Origin of the sequence: Leptolyngbya sp. FACHB-1624 (assembly GCF_047649235.1) — a bacterium.
In the GTDB taxonomy this organism is placed as follows: domain Bacteria; phylum Cyanobacteriota; class Cyanobacteriia; order Leptolyngbyales; family Leptolyngbyaceae; genus Leptolyngbya; species Leptolyngbya boryana.
The window spans coordinates 3,146,748-3,166,046 of record NZ_CP180258.1 but is presented as its reverse complement, the minus strand read 5'-3'; the positions used below and the strand labels follow the sequence as shown (position 1 = coordinate 3,166,046).

Annotated in this window: 21 protein-coding genes; 4 read left to right on the top strand and 17 right to left on the bottom strand. The window is 44.6% G+C overall.

Features of this window, described 5'->3' with window-relative positions:
• The gene (locus tag ACMUEV_RS14825) at positions 1 to 1,083 is read right to left on the bottom strand and encodes a class I fructose-bisphosphate aldolase (RefSeq protein ID WP_190653179.1); all 1,083 of its coding nucleotides are present in this window, start codon (positions 1,081 to 1,083) and stop codon (positions 1 to 3) included.
• A 77-nt stretch (positions 1,084 to 1,160) separates the two neighbouring features.
• Here ACMUEV_RS14825 and ACMUEV_RS14820 point away from each other — a divergent pair, with 77 nt between their 5' ends.
• Positions 1,161 to 1,547, top strand: a complete 387-nt coding sequence (locus ACMUEV_RS14820) for a hypothetical protein (protein WP_190653178.1) — start codon at positions 1,161 to 1,163, stop codon at positions 1,545 to 1,547.
• Positions 1,548 to 1,740: 193 nt separating this feature from the next.
• On the opposite strand, the gene psaC is transcribed toward ACMUEV_RS14820, so the two are convergent.
• The 7 genes from psaC to ACMUEV_RS14785 all read right to left on the bottom strand — a co-directional run bounded on the left by psaC (position 1,741) and on the right by ACMUEV_RS14785 (position 7,024).
• Complete coding sequence (gene psaC / locus ACMUEV_RS14815) at positions 1,741 to 1,986, bottom strand: photosystem I iron-sulfur center protein PsaC (protein ID WP_009458117.1); 246 nt, start codon at positions 1,984 to 1,986, stop codon at positions 1,741 to 1,743.
• A gap of 169 nt (positions 1,987 to 2,155) precedes the next feature.
• The gene (hetR, locus tag ACMUEV_RS14810; protein ID WP_017288360.1) at positions 2,156 to 3,055 is read right to left on the bottom strand and encodes a heterocyst differentiation master regulator HetR; all 900 of its coding nucleotides are present in this window, start codon (positions 3,053 to 3,055) and stop codon (positions 2,156 to 2,158) included.
• A gap of 358 nt (positions 3,056 to 3,413) precedes the next feature.
• Positions 3,414 to 3,605, bottom strand: coding sequence for a hypothetical protein (locus ACMUEV_RS14805; protein ID WP_017288361.1), 192 nt, complete (start codon positions 3,603 to 3,605; stop codon positions 3,414 to 3,416).
• 95 nt (positions 3,606 to 3,700) lie between these two features.
• Complete coding sequence (locus tag ACMUEV_RS14800; protein WP_190653177.1) at positions 3,701 to 5,515, bottom strand: FAD-dependent oxidoreductase; 1,815 nt, start codon at positions 5,513 to 5,515, stop codon at positions 3,701 to 3,703.
• Between the two features lie 63 nt (positions 5,516 to 5,578).
• Complete coding sequence (locus ACMUEV_RS14795; protein ID WP_199329695.1) at positions 5,579 to 6,007, bottom strand: type II toxin-antitoxin system VapC family toxin; 429 nt, start codon at positions 6,005 to 6,007, stop codon at positions 5,579 to 5,581.
• A complete protein-coding gene (locus tag ACMUEV_RS14790) occupies positions 5,976 to 6,230 on the bottom strand; it encodes a hypothetical protein (protein WP_190653176.1) in 255 nt (84 codons plus the stop codon). The genes ACMUEV_RS14795 and ACMUEV_RS14790 overlap by 32 nt, the downstream gene beginning before the upstream one ends.
• A gap of 116 nt (positions 6,231 to 6,346) precedes the next feature.
• A complete protein-coding gene (locus ACMUEV_RS14785) occupies positions 6,347 to 7,024 on the bottom strand; it encodes a Mo-dependent nitrogenase C-terminal domain-containing protein (RefSeq protein ID WP_190653175.1) in 678 nt (225 codons plus the stop codon).
• A gap of 104 nt (positions 7,025 to 7,128) precedes the next feature.
• On the opposite strand from ACMUEV_RS14785, the gene ACMUEV_RS14780 reads away from it, so the two are divergent.
• The gene (locus ACMUEV_RS14780; RefSeq protein ID WP_017288365.1) at positions 7,129 to 7,497 is read left to right on the top strand and encodes a hypothetical protein; all 369 of its coding nucleotides are present in this window, start codon (positions 7,129 to 7,131) and stop codon (positions 7,495 to 7,497) included.
• Here ACMUEV_RS14780 and ACMUEV_RS14775 read toward each other — a convergent pair whose 3' ends face one another.
• Genes ACMUEV_RS14775 through ACMUEV_RS14735 form a run of 9 tightly spaced genes read right to left on the bottom strand, consistent with a single transcriptional unit; the run spans position 7,498 to position 17,868 of the window.
• Complete coding sequence (locus ACMUEV_RS14775; protein WP_190653174.1) at positions 7,498 to 8,556, bottom strand: glycosyltransferase; 1,059 nt, start codon at positions 8,554 to 8,556, stop codon at positions 7,498 to 7,500.
• A 10-nt stretch (positions 8,557 to 8,566) separates the two neighbouring features.
• Entirely contained in the window at positions 8,567 to 9,685 is a 1,119-nt protein-coding gene (locus tag ACMUEV_RS14770; RefSeq protein ID WP_190653173.1) for a glycosyltransferase family 4 protein, read from the bottom strand.
• Positions 9,682 to 10,647 carry a GDP-mannose 4,6-dehydratase gene (locus ACMUEV_RS14765; protein WP_017288368.1) on the bottom strand — a complete coding sequence of 322 codons (966 nt, stop codon included), beginning with the start codon at positions 10,645 to 10,647 and terminating at the stop codon, positions 9,682 to 9,684. The genes ACMUEV_RS14770 and ACMUEV_RS14765 overlap by 4 nt, the downstream gene beginning before the upstream one ends.
• 33 nt (positions 10,648 to 10,680) lie before the next feature.
• Complete coding sequence (locus ACMUEV_RS14760) at positions 10,681 to 13,059, bottom strand: glycosyltransferase family 4 protein (protein ID WP_190653172.1); 2,379 nt, start codon at positions 13,057 to 13,059, stop codon at positions 10,681 to 10,683.
• An 11-nt stretch (positions 13,060 to 13,070) separates the two neighbouring features.
• Entirely contained in the window at positions 13,071 to 14,000 is a 930-nt protein-coding gene (locus tag ACMUEV_RS14755) for a class I SAM-dependent methyltransferase (protein ID WP_190653171.1), read from the bottom strand.
• A 24-nt stretch (positions 14,001 to 14,024) separates the two neighbouring features.
• Entirely contained in the window at positions 14,025 to 15,068 is a 1,044-nt protein-coding gene (locus ACMUEV_RS14750; protein WP_190653170.1) for a glycosyltransferase family 4 protein, read from the bottom strand.
• Positions 15,065 to 15,478 carry a hypothetical protein gene (locus tag ACMUEV_RS14745; protein ID WP_190653169.1) on the bottom strand — a complete coding sequence of 138 codons (414 nt, stop codon included), beginning with the start codon at positions 15,476 to 15,478 and terminating at the stop codon, positions 15,065 to 15,067. Before ACMUEV_RS14745 ends, ACMUEV_RS14750 begins: the two co-directional genes overlap by 4 nt.
• Before the next feature lie 7 nt (positions 15,479 to 15,485).
• Complete coding sequence (locus ACMUEV_RS14740; RefSeq protein ID WP_190653168.1) at positions 15,486 to 16,838, bottom strand: glycosyl transferase, group 1; 1,353 nt, start codon at positions 16,836 to 16,838, stop codon at positions 15,486 to 15,488.
• 16 nt (positions 16,839 to 16,854) lie between these two features.
• Positions 16,855 to 17,868 carry a class I SAM-dependent methyltransferase gene (locus tag ACMUEV_RS14735; RefSeq protein ID WP_415354781.1) on the bottom strand — a complete coding sequence of 338 codons (1,014 nt, stop codon included), beginning with the start codon at positions 17,866 to 17,868 and terminating at the stop codon, positions 16,855 to 16,857.
• A gap of 138 nt (positions 17,869 to 18,006) precedes the next feature.
• On the opposite strand from ACMUEV_RS14735, the gene ACMUEV_RS14730 reads away from it, so the two are divergent.
• Positions 18,007 to 18,747: a DUF3891 family protein gene (locus ACMUEV_RS14730; protein ID WP_190653167.1), complete on the top strand. Its 741-nt coding sequence runs from the start codon at positions 18,007 to 18,009 to the stop codon at positions 18,745 to 18,747.
• A complete protein-coding gene (locus tag ACMUEV_RS14725; RefSeq protein ID WP_190653166.1) occupies positions 18,737 to 19,255 on the top strand; it encodes a GAF domain-containing protein in 519 nt (172 codons plus the stop codon). The genes ACMUEV_RS14730 and ACMUEV_RS14725 overlap by 11 nt, the downstream gene beginning before the upstream one ends.
• Positions 19,256 to 19,299 lie beyond the last annotated feature (44 nt).

Here is a 19,299-nt window from a genome sequence, read left to right as displayed (position 1 = left end):
TTAAGCGATCGTAATTTCAGGCGAGAGATAAACATCTTGAATCGCATGGAACAGTTTCACGCCTTCGTCAAAGGGGCGTTGGAATGTCTTGCGTCCAGAGATCAATCCAGTTCCGCCTGCTCGCTTGTTAATCACAGCAGTCCGAATCGCTTCTGCAAAATCATTTTTACCTGAAGCACCGCCCGAATTAATTAATCCTGCTCGACCTGCATAGCAATTGAGCACCTGATAGCGCGTTAAATCGATCGGGTGATCTGTCGTCAGTTCGCTATACACTTTTGGATCAGTTTTGCCATAACTTTCCCCGGTCGCTTTCGCAACTGCAGCATAGCCGCCGTTGATTTCTGGCAGTTTTTGCTTAATGATGTCAGCTTCGATCGTGACTCCCAAATGATTCGCCTGTCCAGTCAAATCTGCTGCGAGATGATAGTCTTTATCCTGCTTAAATGCACTGTTGCGCAGATAGCACCAAAGAATTGTTGCCATGCCATATTCATGCGCTAACGCAAACGCTTGACTCACTTCTTGAATCTGTCGAGTTGAATTTTCAGACCCAAAGTAAATCGTTGCCCCAACTGCAACCGCTCCCAAGTTCCAAGCCTGTTCAACAGATGCAAACATGATTTGGTCGTACTGATTGGGAACGGTGAGTAGCTCATTGTGATTGAGCTTGAGAATGAAGGGGATTTTGTGCGCATATTTCCGTGAAACGCTGCCGAGTACGCCAAGCGTTGTTGCAACTGCATTACATCCCCCTTCGATCGCGAGTTTGATAATATTTTCACTATCAAAGTAAATCGGATTCGGGGCAAACGAAGCTCCGGCTGAATGTTCAATTCCTTGATCAACAGGCAAAATCGAAATATAACCTGTATTTGCTAACCTTCCAAATGAATAAAGCTGGCGCAAACTCCGAAGCACTTGGGGAGAGCGATCGCTTTGAACAAAAACGCGATCGAGAAAATCGGGACCCGGCAAATGCAATAAATCCTTAGAAACTTTGGCTTGATAGGTGAGTAAATCTTCTCCTTCATCTCCTAGCCAAGATGTTACCGACTGAGGCGCAGAGAGTGTAGCGGTCATCGCAGTTTCCTCAATACTGTTCCCTCTCAATCTAACGTTTTGTTCCAAAATGAATTTATGTCTGGAAGGGGATTTTTATGCGCATCCAAAAAGCGTGGGTTACGATCGCAGCCGTGCAATTCGATCGGTCTGTCAACTTTTATCAGCAACTTTTTCAGCAAGAGCCGCAGATTTTCACGCCTGAAAAATATGCAGAATTTGAAGCATTTGGTATCCGGCTCGGCATTTATCGCCCAACGGTTGAGGAATCGCCAGAGAAAGCGCCGATTACCTTATTTCCAGCCGTAAGTTTGTGTGTGCAGATTGAAAAGTTGGAAGAGGCGATCGCTTTACTCGATCGCATTGATGCGTTTATCAGTGAGATTCGTACGGTGTCTCATGGACGCGAAGCCTATGCCTATGATCCTGACGGCAATCGCATTATTTTGTACGAACCCAATTCGATCCGAGAGAACAATCAATAGATACTTTTTCAACAGCTTCTATAATCTTGTTGGGTGCTTGAAGTCGCGATTAGAGTTGAGAGGGATTAGAAGCCTGCAAAGGCTAATCTGCTTCGATTGAAAACAAAAAAATGAGGGCAATTTGCCCCCATAACTTTGAACCCACATAAATGAAAAATGATTGCTGTATGAAGTTTTGCTTAATAAGACAAACTTAGTAAGCCAGACCCATACTGCGAGTCGTTTCAGCACCCAAGTAAACCCGAATGCTGAGGAAGTCCGTCGGGCAAGCCGTTTCGCAACGTTTGCAGCCAACACAGTCCTCTGTTCTCGGTGACGATGCGATTTGACCCGCACGGCACCCATCCCAGGGAACCATTTCTAGAACGTCCGTAGGACAAGCACGAACGCACTGTGTACACCCAATGCAGGTGTCGTAAATTTTGACCGTATGAGACATATTATGGAAGGCTCCAGATTAGTGCTTATGATTTGGCATCATCTGTAGTTCTAAGCTTCGACGATACTAGACCGCTTCATCCTAGAATCATTGCCTAGTTTACTCTGGGGAGTTGACGCTATCTTTCAGACAGTTGCAAAAGTTTAAATTGCGTAATAGTCTAAACTGCTTACGTTTCGGTTGAACCAAATACCATCTGCACGACAAATGGTTTTCCACCTTCTTGATGATACCGATCGGCCCAGTTGCGTAATATTTCGTCCAGTTCTGCGATCGCATCTCTCACTCGATCGTCTGGAATATCCAATTCTTCTAAGACTCGCATGACTTGATCTTCGCGCTTTGCCCAGTCTTGCATCAAGCGAAAAAATCGCGCTGTGTCTTCAATCATGACATAAGCGCGTTCTTCTTGGTCTTCAGGTGAATAAGATGCTCGGGTGAGCGCATAGAAAGGCATTCCCCAAGGCGACTCGATGCGAGTGACGGTTCCAGAGTAAAGCAGGCGGCGCTTGATGTGCTCTGCCAGTGCTTCACTCAGAGGCATTCGCTGCTCAGGTGGAAGATCTTCTTGCGATCGCGTATTCAGAAACTCGATGAGTTCTAAAAACTGAAAGGAGTTGATCAGTTGGGCATCGGGCAGATTGTTGGGCAATTTCTGTTCGATTTGGCGCTTTTCTTCAGAAGTCAAACTGGTTCCAGGAACGCGTGAGCGTCCCGGTTGCCAGGGGTATTGCTCCATCCAGACGTAGGGTAACTGAATCAAATACCGAGGTTCTTGTGACCCTAGCATTTTCAAGAGTTTGCCTTCGGTAAGAGCTTGTCTGACTTCTTCCACGATCGCCTTTACTCGTTTGGGTTCGATGTGGTGCAGATGACCCGTCATCCGGATGTTGCCATCTTGCTCCAAGTAAGTCATGTAAATCGCGCACTTGGCAGCTGTTGCGGCTGCGTCTAGGAATGCGCCATGACGATGACCGCCCGTTCGCATTGCGCTAAACGCCAGATACAACATAATCTGATCCATTGCACTAGGGCTGAGAAGTTTGATCAGATCTAGGTCATTTGTCATATCGATCGCGCCACCGCTGAAACAAAGAACACGAATACAATCAAAACGATGCCGAAATCCAGTCTACAGCGAGAGTCTGTATTTCAACAGGAATTCTCTCAATACAGAGCAAAACTTCATCGTTGGCATACGTTAACAATTTTATCTTTAATAGATTTCGATAAAATTGCTTTTTTGAACGTGCCCAACTCTCGCTGAAAACTCAACAGTTGGGTCTTATAGTGCTTTGTCAGGGAATAGACTGCGATCGTCGATGGAAAAAATTAAAGAGGGAGATCGACCCTCTAGAAAAGCGATCTCCATACAGTTTGGAAGCTCAATGTAAACTGTTCAGATTGAAAAGCTGAGATTGAGAAAATTAGATGAGAAAGTTCATCTGTTCGAGTTGGGTTTCGATCCGTCCGCTGCCCCGATGGGCAAGTGTGTGTGGAATCAGTTGAGGGGCGTTTAACTGAGAGGCGGCGGGGAAGAAACGCTCGGTGGTGTAAGAACCGATAGCAACTGCTCCAATGAGCCAGCTAAAGAGTGCAACCAAAGTTTGAGCGCGCATATTTTACGTCCTCAGTGTTGATACCCCTTTCTTCACAATTTTGGGCATCACATCAGGACAAAAAATGCCTGAAAACTCAAATTCGGTAGTCGTACCTACTTGACAAACGCTTCAGGGTAGTGTTGATTATCCGTATTCAGCGCTTCTACTAAAATCCAATTTCCAGACTGATTAAATTTACCTAAACCGCTCAGTGATTGTCCGGTCTGAATTTTCTGTAGTTGAGCGTTGACTTCGGGATCTACTGTAACGATCAGCCATTCAGTTTGGGATGGTTCTGTAGATTTTAATGTATAGTCTTGTACTCCTTTGCGGTGGAAAATTCCATTGAATGGTTTAGCTTGGTCGCTAGGTGCTTGAATGCTTTTACTGGCGGGACATTCACCGTTTGTCGGATAACTTTCTGGATGGTCGAGATAGTATTGCTGCCAGACGAGCCATTCTGGGTGTTTAGGTGACAAATTGAACAGAGGAAAAATTGCAGCGGGCGCGCTCGCATCGGTGAGTAAGGCGAGTTGCAGCGATCGCACATCTAAATGACGGGGATGGCAGATTTGTTCGATGCAAAGAGCGGCTGCCATGCCTGCGGCTTGTCCAATTCCTAACACGAGCGGTTGCAATCGAGTTGCGCCGTTGGCGATGTGGGTGACGGAGATGTTTTTCTCACAGACTAGGAAATTGTCGATTTCTTTTGGAATCAGGCAGGTGTAAGGAATCGTGAAGGGGGTTCCTGTCCAACGCCCACCCCAGCGGATGGACTTTGATTTTAATGGAATGTCGCCGCTCGGATAGTGGTGGTCGTTGGCGTAGTTGCCAATCGCGATCGCTTGGCAGAAATTTTCGGCGTATTCACAGCCGATCGCATCGACTTGGTAGGGGAGTGGGGCAACTTGTCCTTTGGGAAGCAGATCTTGTTCGCGCAGGGTGGTGATACCGATGAGACGGCGGCTTTCTCGATAATAGGGATGCAGAGCAAAGGCAGTGCCATTCGGAAAGGTGTTTTCGGCGAGTCCGTATCTGCGCCCTAATTTGGTTTGGATAAAGTGGGCGAAAGCGAGAGAGTGGATTTTTGCTTCTTCATGGAATTCGAGGCGAGTTGAGCGATCGAGTAGCCGATTGGGATTCTCACCATAGTCGTTGCCAGAGATGGGCCAGTTGATCATGAAGCGATCGCCGGGAAGCCGTCCGTAATTCAAAAATGCTTCAGCGCCATAGTTTTGCCAAGCTTTCTCGAATAAGTCGGGATTGTAATGTTCAGGTTTGGGAATTTCTGGTGCTTCTGCTTCACCAAAATCTTGCATCACAACGACCCAGGTTGGCGCTTGAACAGGATAGGTTTGAGTCAGTTCGTTGGGTTCAGGCGGAGCGCTTGGCTCGTTGAATTCGGATTGCAATTCCCATCCCCAGCGATGAGGAATGTTGCCCAAAGCTAAAAGATCGCCGAGTTCGGTGGCATCGATCGTAATTTTTGCCTCGACTCTGACGGTTTGAAATTCGACTCCGAGAATGCGTGCGGCTTCGCCGATACCGCAAGGGTCATTTTCTTGCAAAACGGCAGTGGGAATTTCTCCGGCGATCCACTGCAAATTCGGTAAAGCCTTGACCCAATCGGCAAAGATTTCGGCTCCGATTCGGGGTTCGTAGGTGAAGAAACTGACCCAAGCGTTGTCGAGTCCTCCGGGTTGTCGGCGTTCTAATTCGCGCAGGAATGCACCCCAGATTCCGGTTTGAAAGGCTGCAAGTTCGTTGCCATCGGGAGCGGTTACGCCTGCACTGGTGAGCATTCCGCCGAGCCACTCAAATTCACTGACGAGAATTGTTTTTGCACCGCGTCGGGCGGCTTGGATGGCTGCGGCTGTTCCGCCTGTTCCGCCTCCGACGACCAATACATCCGCGATCAGTTCTTGCATCGTTTTTTGAGCTAAAAAATCCTTTCAATCATCGCGGTGAATGGAGTTTTGGGCAAGTCGAACTTACTGCCAAGGTGCGATTGTATCGATCGTTTGATTTTTATGCTTGCGGTAAATTAGAAAGTCGCTATCAAGTGTGAGAACTGCACTATCAGGCAAGAGTTCTGCTATTCTTACGAGACAAGCATCTGCAAAATCCATTGGAACAGAGTCGTAGCGAACTAATAGATCTGTAACTTGCTCAACCTCAGAATTAAACTGGAAACCGATATAGATACTTTTTGTTTCTAGTAAGCCTTTGAGTGTTTGTATCCCATGGTGAACGTGCTGCAAGAGAAACACTGTCTCTGAAATTACTGCTTCACAGGTAAATAATGGTGGCTGAATTCTCATTAACTGATGCTTCACCCATTCATGACGAGGCTCACGACGATTAATTAAAGCAACAAGTGGCCCCGTATCAAGAATGACTTGCTGGTGAATCCTGTCCATATCCTTTCATGTAATCGGGGTTGGTTAATAAGTCGCTCCGTCCTTCCCCGCGACCAATAAACTCTCTAGCAACGTCAAAGAACGATTGAAAAGATTCAGGCGAGTTTGAAGTCGGAACTTGTTTGTGTTGCAACTTCACTGCAAATTCGAGAACCATTTTCTGTTCTTCTGGAGAAAGCATTTGTAAGGTATCTAAAACCTGTTGTGGAATTGAGACTGACATAAAGCAGAAACGAGTAGAGAACCTTTGCTCTCAGTCTACCGAAATCAATCTCAATTCTTATGCGATCCATATAATTTTGTGACCGCTCCTCTCTTCAAGAGCGATCGCCAATTCTTCTAACAGTAAGGTGTAACATCCTCGCCGCATTCGTCTGCAAGATATGAGAGTGCACGGAATCGTAAACCGACTAGCTGTTCGTACAGCGGATTCAGCTTGCACATGGGTGGAATATGCACAATCTTGTGCCCGAATAGCTTTACGTCTCGCTCAAAGGGGCATTGGGCGGGAATGAGTTTGCAGAGAAAATGTGCAACTTTTGGATCGTGAACTTGGAAGCCGTCGAGCCACGATCGTACAGGCTGCAACACATCAAGATGCAGTTCAGGATGCGGCTGGAGCGCTTGAGTTTCGGCATGTCGATCGCATAAAGTCAGCCGCAGATTTTCTAGAATCTCAGTTCCAGTATTCAAGGTCTGACAGAATTGTTCTAAGATTTCGTCTTCGCTGGATGTGTAGACTCCATCTGCGAGGGCAACCATCACTGCGGTTCTGAGAAAATTCTCGGCAAGCTGAGCGTCAGGGGCAAAGTGCGATCGCAGTTCTTCATTCGAGATCGGTTGAAACGATCGCTCTGTTTCTTCCTGGGTTAAGGCATGTTCAGTCAGAGAAGCAATTAACTGTTGCTCCGCTTCATCGAACTTATCATCTGCCCAAGCCAAAGTGAGAAGACCACGTAACCAAATGGAAATTTGGGCGTCAGTGTAGGTCGGTTGTACAGGGGTTGAAGAATTCATCGTGAGTTTTTCATGCTTCCAAAATAAATGTAGCTCAAGGTTTCCCGGTCAGACGCTCAAGCTAGCTGTAAACTGAAAAAGCGAAATGTGGAGAAAGATTTCCTGTGAGTTTTCAAGAATTTGCATTGTTTCTGATGTCGATCGTGGCAGGTGTTGCAGGTCAGTTTTTTCTCAAATCAGGAGCATTAAAACTGGGGCAACTCACTTCTAATAATGCAGTGAGCCATGTTCTCAGTATTGCCACAACGCCTGAATTGGTGATTGGACTAGGATGCTATGGAGCGGGTGCAATCTTATACATTTTGCTGCTGACTCGTGTTCCTCTCAGTATTTTGGCTCCGGCAGTTGCATTGCAATATGTATTTTCGGTGCTGCTCGGGAAATTCGTCTTTAATGAGCAGATTCCGGTGATCCGACTGTTTGGATTAGCGTTTATTATCTGCGGTGTTGTGATGCTGATGGCAAAAAAGTAATTAGAGATAGCGTTTGAGAATTTCTGCGGTTTGGTTCGCAGTAGTTTGCCAGCTAAAAGATTGAGCGCGATCGAGTCCTTTTTCTCTCAGTTGGGTTCGGAGGCTTGAATCTTGGACGATCGCATTCATCGCATCGAAAATTTCCGATTCACGGTAAGGATTGACTAAAATCGTCGCATCGCCTGCCACTTCAGGAATTGAGGACAGATTAGAAGTAATGACGGGAGTTCCACATGCCATTGCTTCGAGTACAGGTAAGCCGAAACCTTCCCACAGACTGGTAAAAACAAGCGCAGTGGCTTGATTGATCAATACAGGTAATTCTGCATAAGAAACATAACTCAAGAATTTAACGCGATCGCCGATTCCCAAGCTTTCAGCCTGTTGTTGTAACTGAGGGGTAAATCTTGAATCGGGTGAGCCTGCGATCCAGAATTCATAATCTTTAGGAAGTCGAGAAAAAGCGCTGAGTGCTCGACCAATATTTTTATAAGGGTCATGTCGCCCGACGTAGAGAAAGTAATTTTTAGTGGGTAAATCTAGAAATCTGAAGTGCTGATTGTCGTAGGCAAGTGGAACTACTGTAATTTTATTTGATGGGATTTTGTAGAACTCGATCGCATCATTTGCCGTCGATTCTGAATCGCTCAAAATATGCTGAGCTTGGGCAAGAACATGGGGAATATAGAATCGATAATATTGAGTTAATGGCGATGTGAAACGCGGAAATCGCAGCGGAATAAAATCATGTAATGTCACAATATAGCGACATTTTGTAAAAATTGGAGCTTCGGGAATTGGAGAGAAAATAAGATCGCTCTGAAGCTGATGATAAATTTTAGGTAATTCAAATTGTGTCCATTTCAATCGATTGAAATGTCCTTTTGTTCCTTGATCTGGTGTGAGTTGATCTGAGATGGGATAACACTGGTAGGGAGGGATATTTTTTCCAGATAATAAAACTGGCTCAAGCGCGCTTAAACCAGGTAGTAAATTTTTTGCATAGACAGTGTGACCTGTCGGTTTTGAAGCTAAAAATGTAAGATTGACTAATATCACAGAACTAAGATCACAGAATTGATCGATAAGCTTTCAATGTTTCTTGAGCCGTATTTTCCCAAGAATATAATTTAGCTTGTTCTTTGCCCTTTTGAATCAAATTCCCGCGTAAAGTGCGATCGCGAATGACGTTCAAAATCGCTTCTCCTAAATCTTCGATCGCATTTGGCTCAATCAATAGTGCCGCATCGCCCGCAATTTCTGGCAGAGATGAGACATTCGTTGTCACAACAGGTGCACCTAACGTCATTGCTTCTAATACAGGCATTCCGAACCCTTCGTAGTGCGAGGGATACACAAATACATCTGCATTTCGGTAAAACTGCATGACTTGAGCGTCGGGAAGATAATCGAGATGCTGAATTTCACTTTGATAAGGCGATCGCGCAATTTGATCAAAAATGGGTTCGTATAACCAGCCTTTTTGACCAATCAGAATTAATTGATGCTCAATTTGATAATTTCGCTTCAAATATTCAAATGCAGAAATCAGCGATCGAATATTTTTTCTCGGTTCGATCGTACTGACAAATAAAATATAAGGTTTCGGAAACGAGAATTTAGGAATCGGCTGATCAACTTGATAACGACTGGCTAAATGAGTCACCCAAACTCGATCTGGATCAACCTTGAGATACTCAACGATATCGCGTTTAGAACTATGCGAGATGGTCAAAATTAAATCTGTCCAGCGCAGGCATTTTTTTAACCGTTCTGTATAAGCACTAACCGTTGAATTCGTAAATTCAGGATACTTAATAAACGTCAAATCGTAGATTGTAATCACTCGACGACTTTTCCGAGTTGGGAAAACAGTATAGTTCGTCCCATGCACAATATCAGCTTGCTGGAAACAGGCTTCTAAGCTATTAGAAAATAAGAAAGGAAAGTCAATAATTAGATTCGACAATCTTACCGGAAGTGGAAATAGATTGAGATGCGAATAAGCTCGTAAATAATCGGGAAATGCAAAATCTCCCTTGAGCCATTTTTTCAGTCCGGGCTGATAAATCAGTTCTAAATCTGGAGCGTTCTGCGATCGCATCAACCCTTGAATCAAGTTTGAGACATAAAACCCAATTCCACTTGGTTTCGGCATCCAAGGGGTGACATCGATCGCAATTTTCATTGGGCTTCGCTCAATTCCTTCAAGTCGTGATCCACCATTAACTCGACCAACTGCTTAAACGGATATTGCGGCTCCCAATTTAGCTGTCTGCGGATTTTATCGATCGAGCCAACGAGCTGCACGGCTTCATCCGGTCGATAAAAATTCGGATCGACTGAGACATACTCTTCCCAGTTCAATCCCACGCAGTCGAATGCAGTCTGCACTAACTCTCGAACGGAGTGCGTTTCACCGCTGGCAATGATGTAATCATCGGGTTGCTCTTGTTGCAACATCATCCACATTGCCCGCACGGCATCTTTCGCATAACACCAATCCCGCTTCGCGTCTAAGTTTCCAAGCTTCAATTCTTTGGCTAAACCCATTTTGATCAAAGCTGCCCCACGGGTGATCTTGCGAAAGACAAACTCTGTGCCTCGACGCGGAGACTCATGCGTGTAGGTCACCCCACAACAGCTATAGAGTCCATACTGCTGGCGATAATTGATCGTCATCCAGTGCGCGTAAGCTTTTGCGACTCCGTAAGGATTTCGAGGTCGAAAGGCGGTTCGTTCGGTTTGAGGCGACTCATCGGGTTGTCCGAACACTTCACTACTAGATGCTTGGTAAAACCTAGCATCCGATTTACAGCGGCGAATCGATTCGAGTAACCGTGAAACTCCTAGAGCAGTATATTCTGCGGTCAAAGCGGGCTGTGTCCAAGACAGTGGCACATAACTCTGAGATGCCAGATTATAAATTTCGTCGGGTTGGGCGTAGGAAACGGCATCCATTAACGAACATTGATCTAGCAGGTCACCGGATAAAATCTCGACCGTTCCTGATAAATGGCTAATGCGATCGGCATTGCCCGAACTCGATCGACGAACTAACCCAAAGACTTGATAGCCCTGCTCTAGCAAAAGTTCTGCGAGATACGATCCGTCTTGTCCGGTCAGTCCGGTAATGAGTGCTTTTTTCACGATGATCTTGCTCGATTTAAGCTGATGAACGTTTTACCTGAATGTTGCAGAAGCAGCCATAAAATCGTCGGCAATGACTCGCCAATCATACTGCTGCTGCACTCGCGTTCTGGCGGCTTCGATTCGGGTCAGTTGAATCGTTGAAGACTCTGATCGCACTTGCGCGATCGCGCTTGCAAACTGGTCAACTTCTGCGACGATGCAGTGTTTGCCATGTTCCACGCCCAATCCTCGGATTCCGGTTGGAGTCGAAATGACTGGGATGCCTGCCGCAAAGTACTCTAACATCTTTAGGTTTGTCCCTGAACCAAAGGTGACTGGATTGAGTGCGACATCGGCAATCTCTAAAACGATCGCTTTTGTCTCTTCCTCTACTTCTCCTAAAAATCCCACATTCTCCGGGCGTTTTTTATCTTGAAATGCCCAACCTACACTTCCAACAATTAGAAAATTGATATCAGGCAGTGATGGAGCAAGATTCAAAATGGTTTCAACGGCTTTGAGGTTTGGATCGTGCCAACTTCCCAAGAAAAAAGCAGTAAAGTTATTAGAAATTCCTAACTTTTCTTTCATTGATCGCCGTTTTTCTTGAGAAATATATGCGATCGCTTCAGTGTCTACTCCGTTTGGAACCTCAATCATTTTATTGAGATCAATACCGTAAATTTGATTGAGCAAATTCGCATCATTTTGCGAACAAGTCATGATCAATTGACTCGCGTTACAGCATTCTAATTCGACTTTTTTAATCGATTCTAAGAGCTTCCGACTGACCGCATTATCCGGGAGGATTTTCGCTTTCAAATCGACTTCAACGTCTTGGGCTTCATACCAAATCGGTTTATCCGTAATCGATCGAATGGCGGGATAGAGGTAAGGATGACAAGCAATGACGAAATCTGAAGATGCGATCGACGTTTTTAATGCTTCAAGATATTCCGGAGTCAAATGAATCAAATCCGGCATGACGATATCAGTAATTGGAACTCGAGTTTCTTTTTCGATTTCTTGTTCTTTTTGCTGATGTTCTGCCGATTTAGGGATACGAATTTCGTAAACATGTTCAGCGATTTCGCCTGCAAACGGAACCTGATCGAATCCGGTGACTGAAACAAATTCGATATCGAAATATTTGGCAAGATGTTTGTATAAATGGAAAACGCGGCTTTGTCCGCCTCCGCGTGGAGGAAAGACTGAAAATGTAACCGCGATCGTAATTTTTTGGCGAGATTTACTCATTCCATTGCTCATCGTCTTTAAGGGAGGTTCGCTTAACAAACGAGTGACCGTATTTTCCCAAGTAATTGTCTCAACCAGTTTTCGACCTGTGAGTCCCATTTGCTTGGCTTCTGTACGATGCTGATAAAAATAATCTATTCGTTCAGCAAGTGCAGCAGGTTCGGGTAAAACAGAAAATCCGGTTTCTCCATTAATGACAAACTCGTTCGGACCACCCGCATCGATTGTGGTTAAAACAGGTTTTCCACTCATCATGGCTTCAATCACGACTAAGCCATAATCTTCGTCATAAGGAAGATACGGAACTGCGATCGCATTGGCATACAGCCCAATCACATCTTCGTCATTGACGAATCCAAGAAATTCGATGCGATCGTCGTCTCCAGCTAACTCTTTTAACCGTTTTTCATCCGGTCCAGTTCCTGCAATTTTAAGCTGAACTTTTGACTTTACAAAGCGCATGGCTTCGACGAGTAGGCGAATTCTTTTTGCACTGTCTAAACGGCTAATTGTGAAAAAATAATCGCTACTTCCCTGCTCAAATCTTCTCAGGCTTGAAGGTGGATAAATGACATCGATCGCACTGCCACGTGGAAAATAATTCTTTCGATTTGCGACATTATGAGAGATAGCAGTGTATTTCTTAATGGCTTTGGGATCTAAAGCAATTCCATCAAAATAGTGAATCAATTCTCGAACAAAAGCGCCAGGAAAATGGGCGGCTTCTTCGGGTAATTTCCCACTAGATTCTAACTGTTTAAGCTGTAAAAAAATCTCTGGTAAATCGCCACGTTTTCCTTGTTGAATTCGTTTTTGAAGACGAGAAAGGGGTGGATGATTTGTCGTAAATCGCTCCGGTAAACCTGTCAAATGATAGGCATCATATAAGCCTCGCAATCGGTGTAGCATATAGCAAACATGATTCGGATGCTTGACCATCCAAGCCGGATATTTGCCGGAAATGACCAAATCAAAATGGCGCAAATCTAGCTCAGAAAATTGCTGATAACTATCAATCAACTCTGAAAAGTTCTGCTCTGGGCTGGGTAGTTTGATCAACTCAGCCTGATGCGATGTATTTTGATTGATTTCTTCTTGTAATCCCCACCAGAGTTTCTCGGCTCCACCAATACAAAATGGAACAGGACTGGGTGCAACGATCGCGATATGCATAAAATGAAAATTTAGAGACGAGTCGCAGTAAACGCAAACCGAGCATAGATCGAAGAATCGATCTCTTGTGCATTGCTCAAGTAGAAGAACTGGAACTTAAGTTTGTCTTGAGTCGGGCGAATGATTCTCTGCATAAAAGACTGAGGGCTATAAAAACGCCCGTGCCGATTTCCCCATCCTTCAGCGCAGTAAATGGTTGCAGTTTGATCAAACGGGACACCCGCAGGAACGCTAACCGTTGGATCAGTTTGAGTTGCTTCTTGATTAAAGACATAGAATGGCACAACGCAAACTGTTCCGCCTGGTTTTAAAACCCTCGCCAGTTCTTGAAACAGACCTGTATCTGCATCTTCTTCAAAATGTTCTAAAGAGCAAGTGAGTGCTGCTTTCGTGATGAATCCATCGGGAATCGGCATATTACAAGCATTGCCGCCAATCTGATCGCCGTTAATTCCGTCAGGATACATAATGTCTTGACTGTAAGTTTTTGCTCCTGATAAACGCCGAAAAATTTCTGGGACAGGAGAATGTTCGCTGGCTAAATCGACAAAAACATCTTCTGAATTTAAACCTAATAATGAATAGCAAATATAGTGTTCTAATGTTTTCTCAGGCTGATTTCCTCGATAGTATTCAGAATAGCGTTTTGAGTATTCTGCGCTCTTGCAATACTCCTGATAAAGGCTGGGATCGATTGAGAATTCATTAAATTCAATTCCAACTTGTTTGCCGAGTTCGATAATATTGGAGACGACTTCTGGGCGAGTATTCTCGATCGCATGATCAACCACAGAGCGTCCGCTGCGCCGAAGCTGTTCTACCCCTGTAGCAAAATCGAACTGAGCGACGTCTGGACGATAGATGTAGGGAGTTGGGCTTGTTTTGGTCGGTTTTCGATTGAGATTCTGAATCGAGTTCAATAAGCCTTTCAGAGAAATCATTACATTTACTCCACACAACAAGTTTCAACATCCTAATATCTTTTGCACAACATTAGCCCATGAAATGTCGAGTGCATTGTAGCGATCGTATCCTGCTGATCCCATTTCTTTCGCGATCGCTTGCTGTTCATAGAGATGATCAATCTTTTCGGCGATCTCCGTTGGATCAGCTTCTGTAATCCATCCGGTCTGCCCATTTACAACAAATTCAACGGGTTCACCCGAATCTTTGCAGGTAATCACAGGCTTGCGAGAGAGCATTGCTTCTAAGGTAACGTAACCGTAATCCTCGTTATAAGGCGCAAAAAAAACACCTAAACAATGTGCGTAATAACTGAGTTTCTCATTGTCGCTGAGCCGACCGAGCAGGCGGACTTTCTGATGGAGTCCAAATTGATCAATCAAACCTTGTAGATAAGGGTACTGACCGCCTTCGCCACCAATTAAGGCAACCACAGGCGATCGCACAAATCGCATGGCTTGAATCAGCAAATCCTGCCGTTTCAGAGTTTCTAATCGACTCGGAAAGAAAATATAAGGTTCGGCAGGCGCGGTGTAAAACTGTTCTGCAAATTGGGGCGGATGATAGAGCGGGATAGAAGCGATTTGATTGAATTTTTGCAATCGCTTGGACACGGTTTTCGCGATCGTAAAAACGCCTCGAAATGTACTTAGTGCTTTCGTATCTTGTTCTGTAATTTCTTGTTTTAACTGTTTGCCTTCTGCACTGCGAGAAAATTCTGCTGTAAATTCAGTGTCCCATAGGTCATAAACACTGCGATGTTGATGTAAAAGCCAGCCTACTTTATTCGGATGCTGCAAATAGAATGCCGGAAATTTGAGACAGATCACACGATCGCATTGATAGCCATTCAAATTCTCAAAATTCTCAGATGCCCAGAGTTTCATACTTCGCTGAATTTCTGAGACAGGCGAAAATCGAAATGGCATCGCAATGATTTCAACCGAGTGTCCAGCTGCTTGCAGTGCATTTGCTAATCCGTCGGCTAAAATCTCCGCTCCGCCTCGAATAAAGGGAACTTGAACAGTGGCGATCGCAATTCTCATTCTTTTTCCTCGATCGCATCTAATCGAGCTTGCAAATCGCTAATTTCTGCCTGCAACTCTGAAACTTTCTTCACTAGGCTTTGATTCAGTAATAAAGTTTCTCGCAAAGCTTGATTGAGAGAAAAATTAACCGCTCGCTGTTCCTTAAAGAGAAAACTGTAAGTTTTCAAAGCGGCTTTCCCAAATCCTCTACCCAAGTTCCAGGGGAATCGTTTTAATTTGGCAGGCAAATCTGTTCTAATCTGAGATTTTGCGCTGGCAGCATTCAAAAGTGCTTCAATATTGCTCGATCGAATTCGATTTGCCGCATCTATATTTGCAGGAGGTTGATATTGAGAAACGGTTTGTCTCTGGGCTGCTTCTTGCCGGATTTTATCGATCAGAGTGTCAATATTTACGGGGTCACTCATGTTAGATTCACTCCTTTTTTTGCTCTAATAACTTCACTTCAGGTTGACCCAATCGCTGTTTGATTTTCCACCAAACATTTCTCGCTTTCCAAAAAATGCTGTTCTCTATTTCTGAGATTGTTTGATGCGATCGCGCAATTTCTGCGTCTGCTTGCTGGCGAAACTGTGTAAATTCTGCTTCGGTCTGTTGCAGCGAAGTTTGTGTCTGCTGCAGCGAAGTTTGCGTCTGTTGAAGCGTTAAATGAGTTTGATGATTCTGCTGCTGAAGTTCAACGAGTTGTTGATAAACTCCATATAACTCTTCTCGTAAAAAGTGAGTTGAATCAAGTGTGTACCTTTTCGACTGAAAATATTCAGAATTCTCGAACGGCGCTGAGATTGCAATTCCTTGTTTTAGCTCATCATAGTAGCCGCGCCGAATCGCTTGTGTGACCGGAGTTCCGTCATTAAACTTGCTAAAGGTATAAGGGAATTTCTGCGTTTTCTCATAGCCATTTCTCAACAATTTGGCTCGATAAATATCCGCGAGCTTTGCCCAGGGCGAAGTAATTTCTTCAGGATAAAGAGCCGTATTCTTAGAAACAAAATGAGGACGATCGATATCCCATCCACTAAAGTGCAAAAATAATAAAGGTTGACCGTTCACAAGTACATTTCCTTGCGGATCTAGCTCAAATTCCTTTTCATAGAAATTCCAGTGACCAATATTTGTGCCTGGATGTTTTAAGAATTTGAAATCCGGGAAATAAAGCACGGCAAGATTTAGCCATAACTGGTCTGCGGCAAGCCCTCTTGGATCTCCGATCGCACAATCTAAAAAACAGTAATGAATTAATCGTCCTTTCCACCACTGGATAAATTGTCGAGTTTGCTCAGTTCTTCGCAATCCCATGAATCCACCGTTATTGATGCCATGAACCAAGAAATTAATCTCATGTTCAGCCTGCTCTAATGGGACAGGTCGGCTACAGTGTGGACTAAAGATTAATGATGTTTCAGAAAGTTCTTGAAAGATTGGCTCTAGAGAATCACCAATTAAAATATCGCAATCGATAAACAGCCAGCTTTCAGCTGTTGTATGTTCCAGAATATATTCATGTAACAATCCCCGTAGCGCACAGCAAAACTCTAAGGGAGTGTAATAGAAACTCATCTGAGCGATCGCATCTTGCTCGGGCAGATCTTCTAAGTAAATTAGCTCAAAAGGCTCCGTTTCTGGTTGAAAATAATCCTCAACCCGATCGGCAAGCAAAACATATAATTTTGCTTCTGGATTATGCTCGGTTAACGTTTCAGCTAAGGTTCGAGCATATGCCAAATAGCTCTTCGTGACGACAGTGCAGACAATTCTTTCAGGCATATTCTTCAACGCTCAACTATTCTTGAGTTGGCAATCCCAATTTTCGCTTGAGTTGGAACCAAGTTGCTCGTAACTTCCAGAATTTACTACTTTCCATGGCTTGAATTCGAGTCTGTGCAGCGGCGGCAAGTTGATGGACACGATCGAGTTCAAGTCGGGTTTGCTGAAGCTCTTGATTGAGCTGGTTAACCTGGTCTGATTGCGGTAACGTTTCAGTTAGAAGTCGCATCAAAAACTGAAATGCACTCTGCGAAATACTGGTTTGATTTTGCAACTGTGATTCATCTACATTCACGATCGCTAAATATCCATCAGCATTCTCGATCGCAGAAAGATTTTCTAAATACTCACGCTCAAAGAAATCCTTCGGCAGAGGGTTCTGATAACTCTCAAATCTCACGCCTTTTAATGCAGGTGAAATCGGCTTAACAATATGACTCGAAACGCTGTAGTGCTGCCCTAAAAATACCGCTTCACCAAACGTGCTCAACACCAATTCTCGAAACTCAGGAAATCGGAACTTATGCAAATGAAACTCACTGATCCAAGGCGCAACGCGATAATCATTTGGACAAGACAAAAACAGTTGTCCATCTGGTTTCAGTAAGCGTCTGAGTTCAACTACAAACTTTCGCGGATTCGGCAAATGCTCGATCGTTTCAAAGGAAACAATCACATCGAACGAAGCATCTTCTAATTGCCGCACGTAATGAGCATCGGACTGAATAAACGTTGCATTCGGATGCGCGTGAAACTTAGATGCAAAATTCACTGCCGACTGATCCACATCGACCCCAACAACTTCTAAAGCGCCTTGCTGAGCGATAAACTGTGTCCCATACCCCGTTCCACAAGAGATATCTAACACCCGTTTTCCAACGACAAAGGGTGCAACATACGCATAGCGAATCATATGATCCACATTTGCAAGCGAAGTATCTGTTCCTGTCTCGTACACTGGCATATGCCGTTCGCTAGTCGGTGTGTAATCGGCAACTGGGTCAGATGAGATCATGGGCTTCGCTGTCAAAAGAATCGAAGATAGTATACCAAACTGATTGAATCTCCAACGGGAAAGTGGTTCCCGCGAATTCTCGATCGTCAGATAGATTTCAGCAAACCGCGCAAATCACTATGATGCTTAGCGTTGTTCGCGCTAAAACGGTACATGATCGTTAATCCGACTCAAAACGGCTGGCAAATTATTTATCATCGGGCACATGCGCTCCTTGCTGCACAGATTGCAGGGCAGTGGTGCAGAAAAGATGCTCCTCCTCGGCTGTATGAAACTGTTGCTGCGATTTCTCATCATGACGATCTAGAGCGCGAATGGGATGAGAACAATCTGAATAAAGCGGGTGCACCAAAAGATTTTACTCAAGATAGCGAGCAAGAAACCGACTATGACAGCTTGCGGCGACATCTTGAAGGTTCGTTGTATCGCGGGCGCTGGGTGGCACTTTTAACGTCGATGCATTTGCTGCGATTGAATTCTGCAAAACGAGGAACCTCGCCGAAAGCAGATGCTTTCCTGGATGAACAGATCGAAAATCAGAAACGCTGGCGCAAAGATTTAGAAATCTCTGAAACAGATGCGACGCAAGCGTATGACTTTCTGCAATGGTGCGATCGCTGTTCGCTCATTCTCTGCCAGCAAGAACTCCCCGCCGATGAACGCTGGCTGGAAATCAGCAAAGCTCATGACGGTCAACGCTATGACATTAAGCAATTAGAAAACGGGTTAGTCACTGTCAATCCTTGGTGCTTTCAAGACGATCAATTTACGGTGAATGTCGAAGCCGTCACCCTTTCAGAGGTCAAATTCAAAGACAACAAGAGTCTGACAAAAGCACTGCAATCTGCACCCCGTAAAGTTTTGGAATGGACGTTTGTCAAAGATGCCGCCTGAAATTGATCAATTACTGAGTCAAGGTGATTTGTCTGAGTTAATGCGAGCGATCGCAGAGTATTTCAATTGCGATCGCTGTTTCTTCTACCTTCGCAATCCCCAAACTCGTCTCGGTCGCGTTCCGTTTTGTTGGACACGCAATTCACAAATTCCTATTGTCTACGATGAAGATTGGAAACCCGAGCCGCAGTCTTTACCGGATGAAGATCCAATGTTTGCGGCAGCACTATCGACGAAACCTTCTATTTTTGTCGAAGATGTACAAACGGCGAGTGCTCAGGTTTTGAATGCAGACTTTGAGCGAGAGAATTTTGGACATCGGGCATTAATTCATGGTCATATTTGCGATGACAATCAATTATGGGGAGTTTTGCAGCCTTGCATGATGCATCGCCCCCGACCTTGGACAGCAGCAGAACGGGAAATCTTTACAGAACTTATTCAACGAATCACCCCGATTGCTGTTGCATACATCAGACAGCACAGCGAATATCCCCCAGAAGAATGAGGTAGAACGTGACAAAAGTAGTGTTTAGTACTTAGGAACACTAA

Excerpts from the sequence above, each read along its gene's own strand:
- ACMUEV_RS14770 (WP_190653173.1), bottom strand. The coding sequence starts at position 9,685 with ATGAAAATTGCGATCGATGTCACCCCTTGGATGCCGAAACCAAGTGGA.
- ACMUEV_RS14730 (WP_190653167.1), top strand. The coding sequence starts at position 18,007 with ATGATCGTTAATCCGACTCAAAACGGCTGGCAAATTATTTATCATCGG.
- ACMUEV_RS14820 (WP_190653178.1), top strand. The coding sequence starts at position 1,161 with ATGCGCATCCAAAAAGCGTGGGTTACGATCGCAGCCGTGCAATTCGAT.
- hetR (WP_017288360.1), bottom strand. The coding sequence starts at position 3,055 with ATGACAAATGACCTAGATCTGATCAAACTTCTCAGCCCTAGTGCAATG.
- ACMUEV_RS14755 (WP_190653171.1), bottom strand. The coding sequence starts at position 14,000 with ATGATTTCTCTGAAAGGCTTATTGAACTCGATTCAGAATCTCAATCGA.
- psaC (WP_009458117.1), bottom strand. The coding sequence starts at position 1,986 with ATGTCTCATACGGTCAAAATTTACGACACCTGCATTGGGTGTACACAG.
- ACMUEV_RS14795 (WP_199329695.1), bottom strand. The coding sequence starts at position 6,007 with ATGGACAGGATTCACCAGCAAGTCATTCTTGATACGGGGCCACTTGTT.
- ACMUEV_RS14725 (WP_190653166.1), top strand. The coding sequence starts at position 18,737 with ATGCCGCCTGAAATTGATCAATTACTGAGTCAAGGTGATTTGTCTGAG.
- ACMUEV_RS14750 (WP_190653170.1), bottom strand. The coding sequence starts at position 15,068 with ATGAGAATTGCGATCGCCACTGTTCAAGTTCCCTTTATTCGAGGCGGA.
- ACMUEV_RS14790 (WP_190653176.1), bottom strand. The coding sequence starts at position 6,230 with ATGTCAGTCTCAATTCCACAACAGGTTTTAGATACCTTACAAATGCTT.
- ACMUEV_RS14805 (WP_017288361.1), bottom strand. The coding sequence starts at position 3,605 with ATGCGCGCTCAAACTTTGGTTGCACTCTTTAGCTGGCTCATTGGAGCA.
- ACMUEV_RS14800 (WP_190653177.1), bottom strand. The coding sequence starts at position 5,515 with ATGCAAGAACTGATCGCGGATGTATTGGTCGTCGGAGGCGGAACAGGC.
- ACMUEV_RS14740 (WP_190653168.1), bottom strand. The coding sequence starts at position 16,838 with ATGCCTGAAAGAATTGTCTGCACTGTCGTCACGAAGAGCTATTTGGCA.
- ACMUEV_RS14785 (WP_190653175.1), bottom strand. The coding sequence starts at position 7,024 with ATGAATTCTTCAACCCCTGTACAACCGACCTACACTGACGCCCAAATT.
- ACMUEV_RS14760 (WP_190653172.1), bottom strand. The coding sequence starts at position 13,059 with ATGCATATCGCGATCGTTGCACCCAGTCCTGTTCCATTTTGTATTGGT.
- ACMUEV_RS14825 (WP_190653179.1), bottom strand. The coding sequence starts at position 1,083 with ATGACCGCTACACTCTCTGCGCCTCAGTCGGTAACATCTTGGCTAGGA.
- ACMUEV_RS14745 (WP_190653169.1), bottom strand. The coding sequence starts at position 15,478 with ATGAGTGACCCCGTAAATATTGACACTCTGATCGATAAAATCCGGCAA.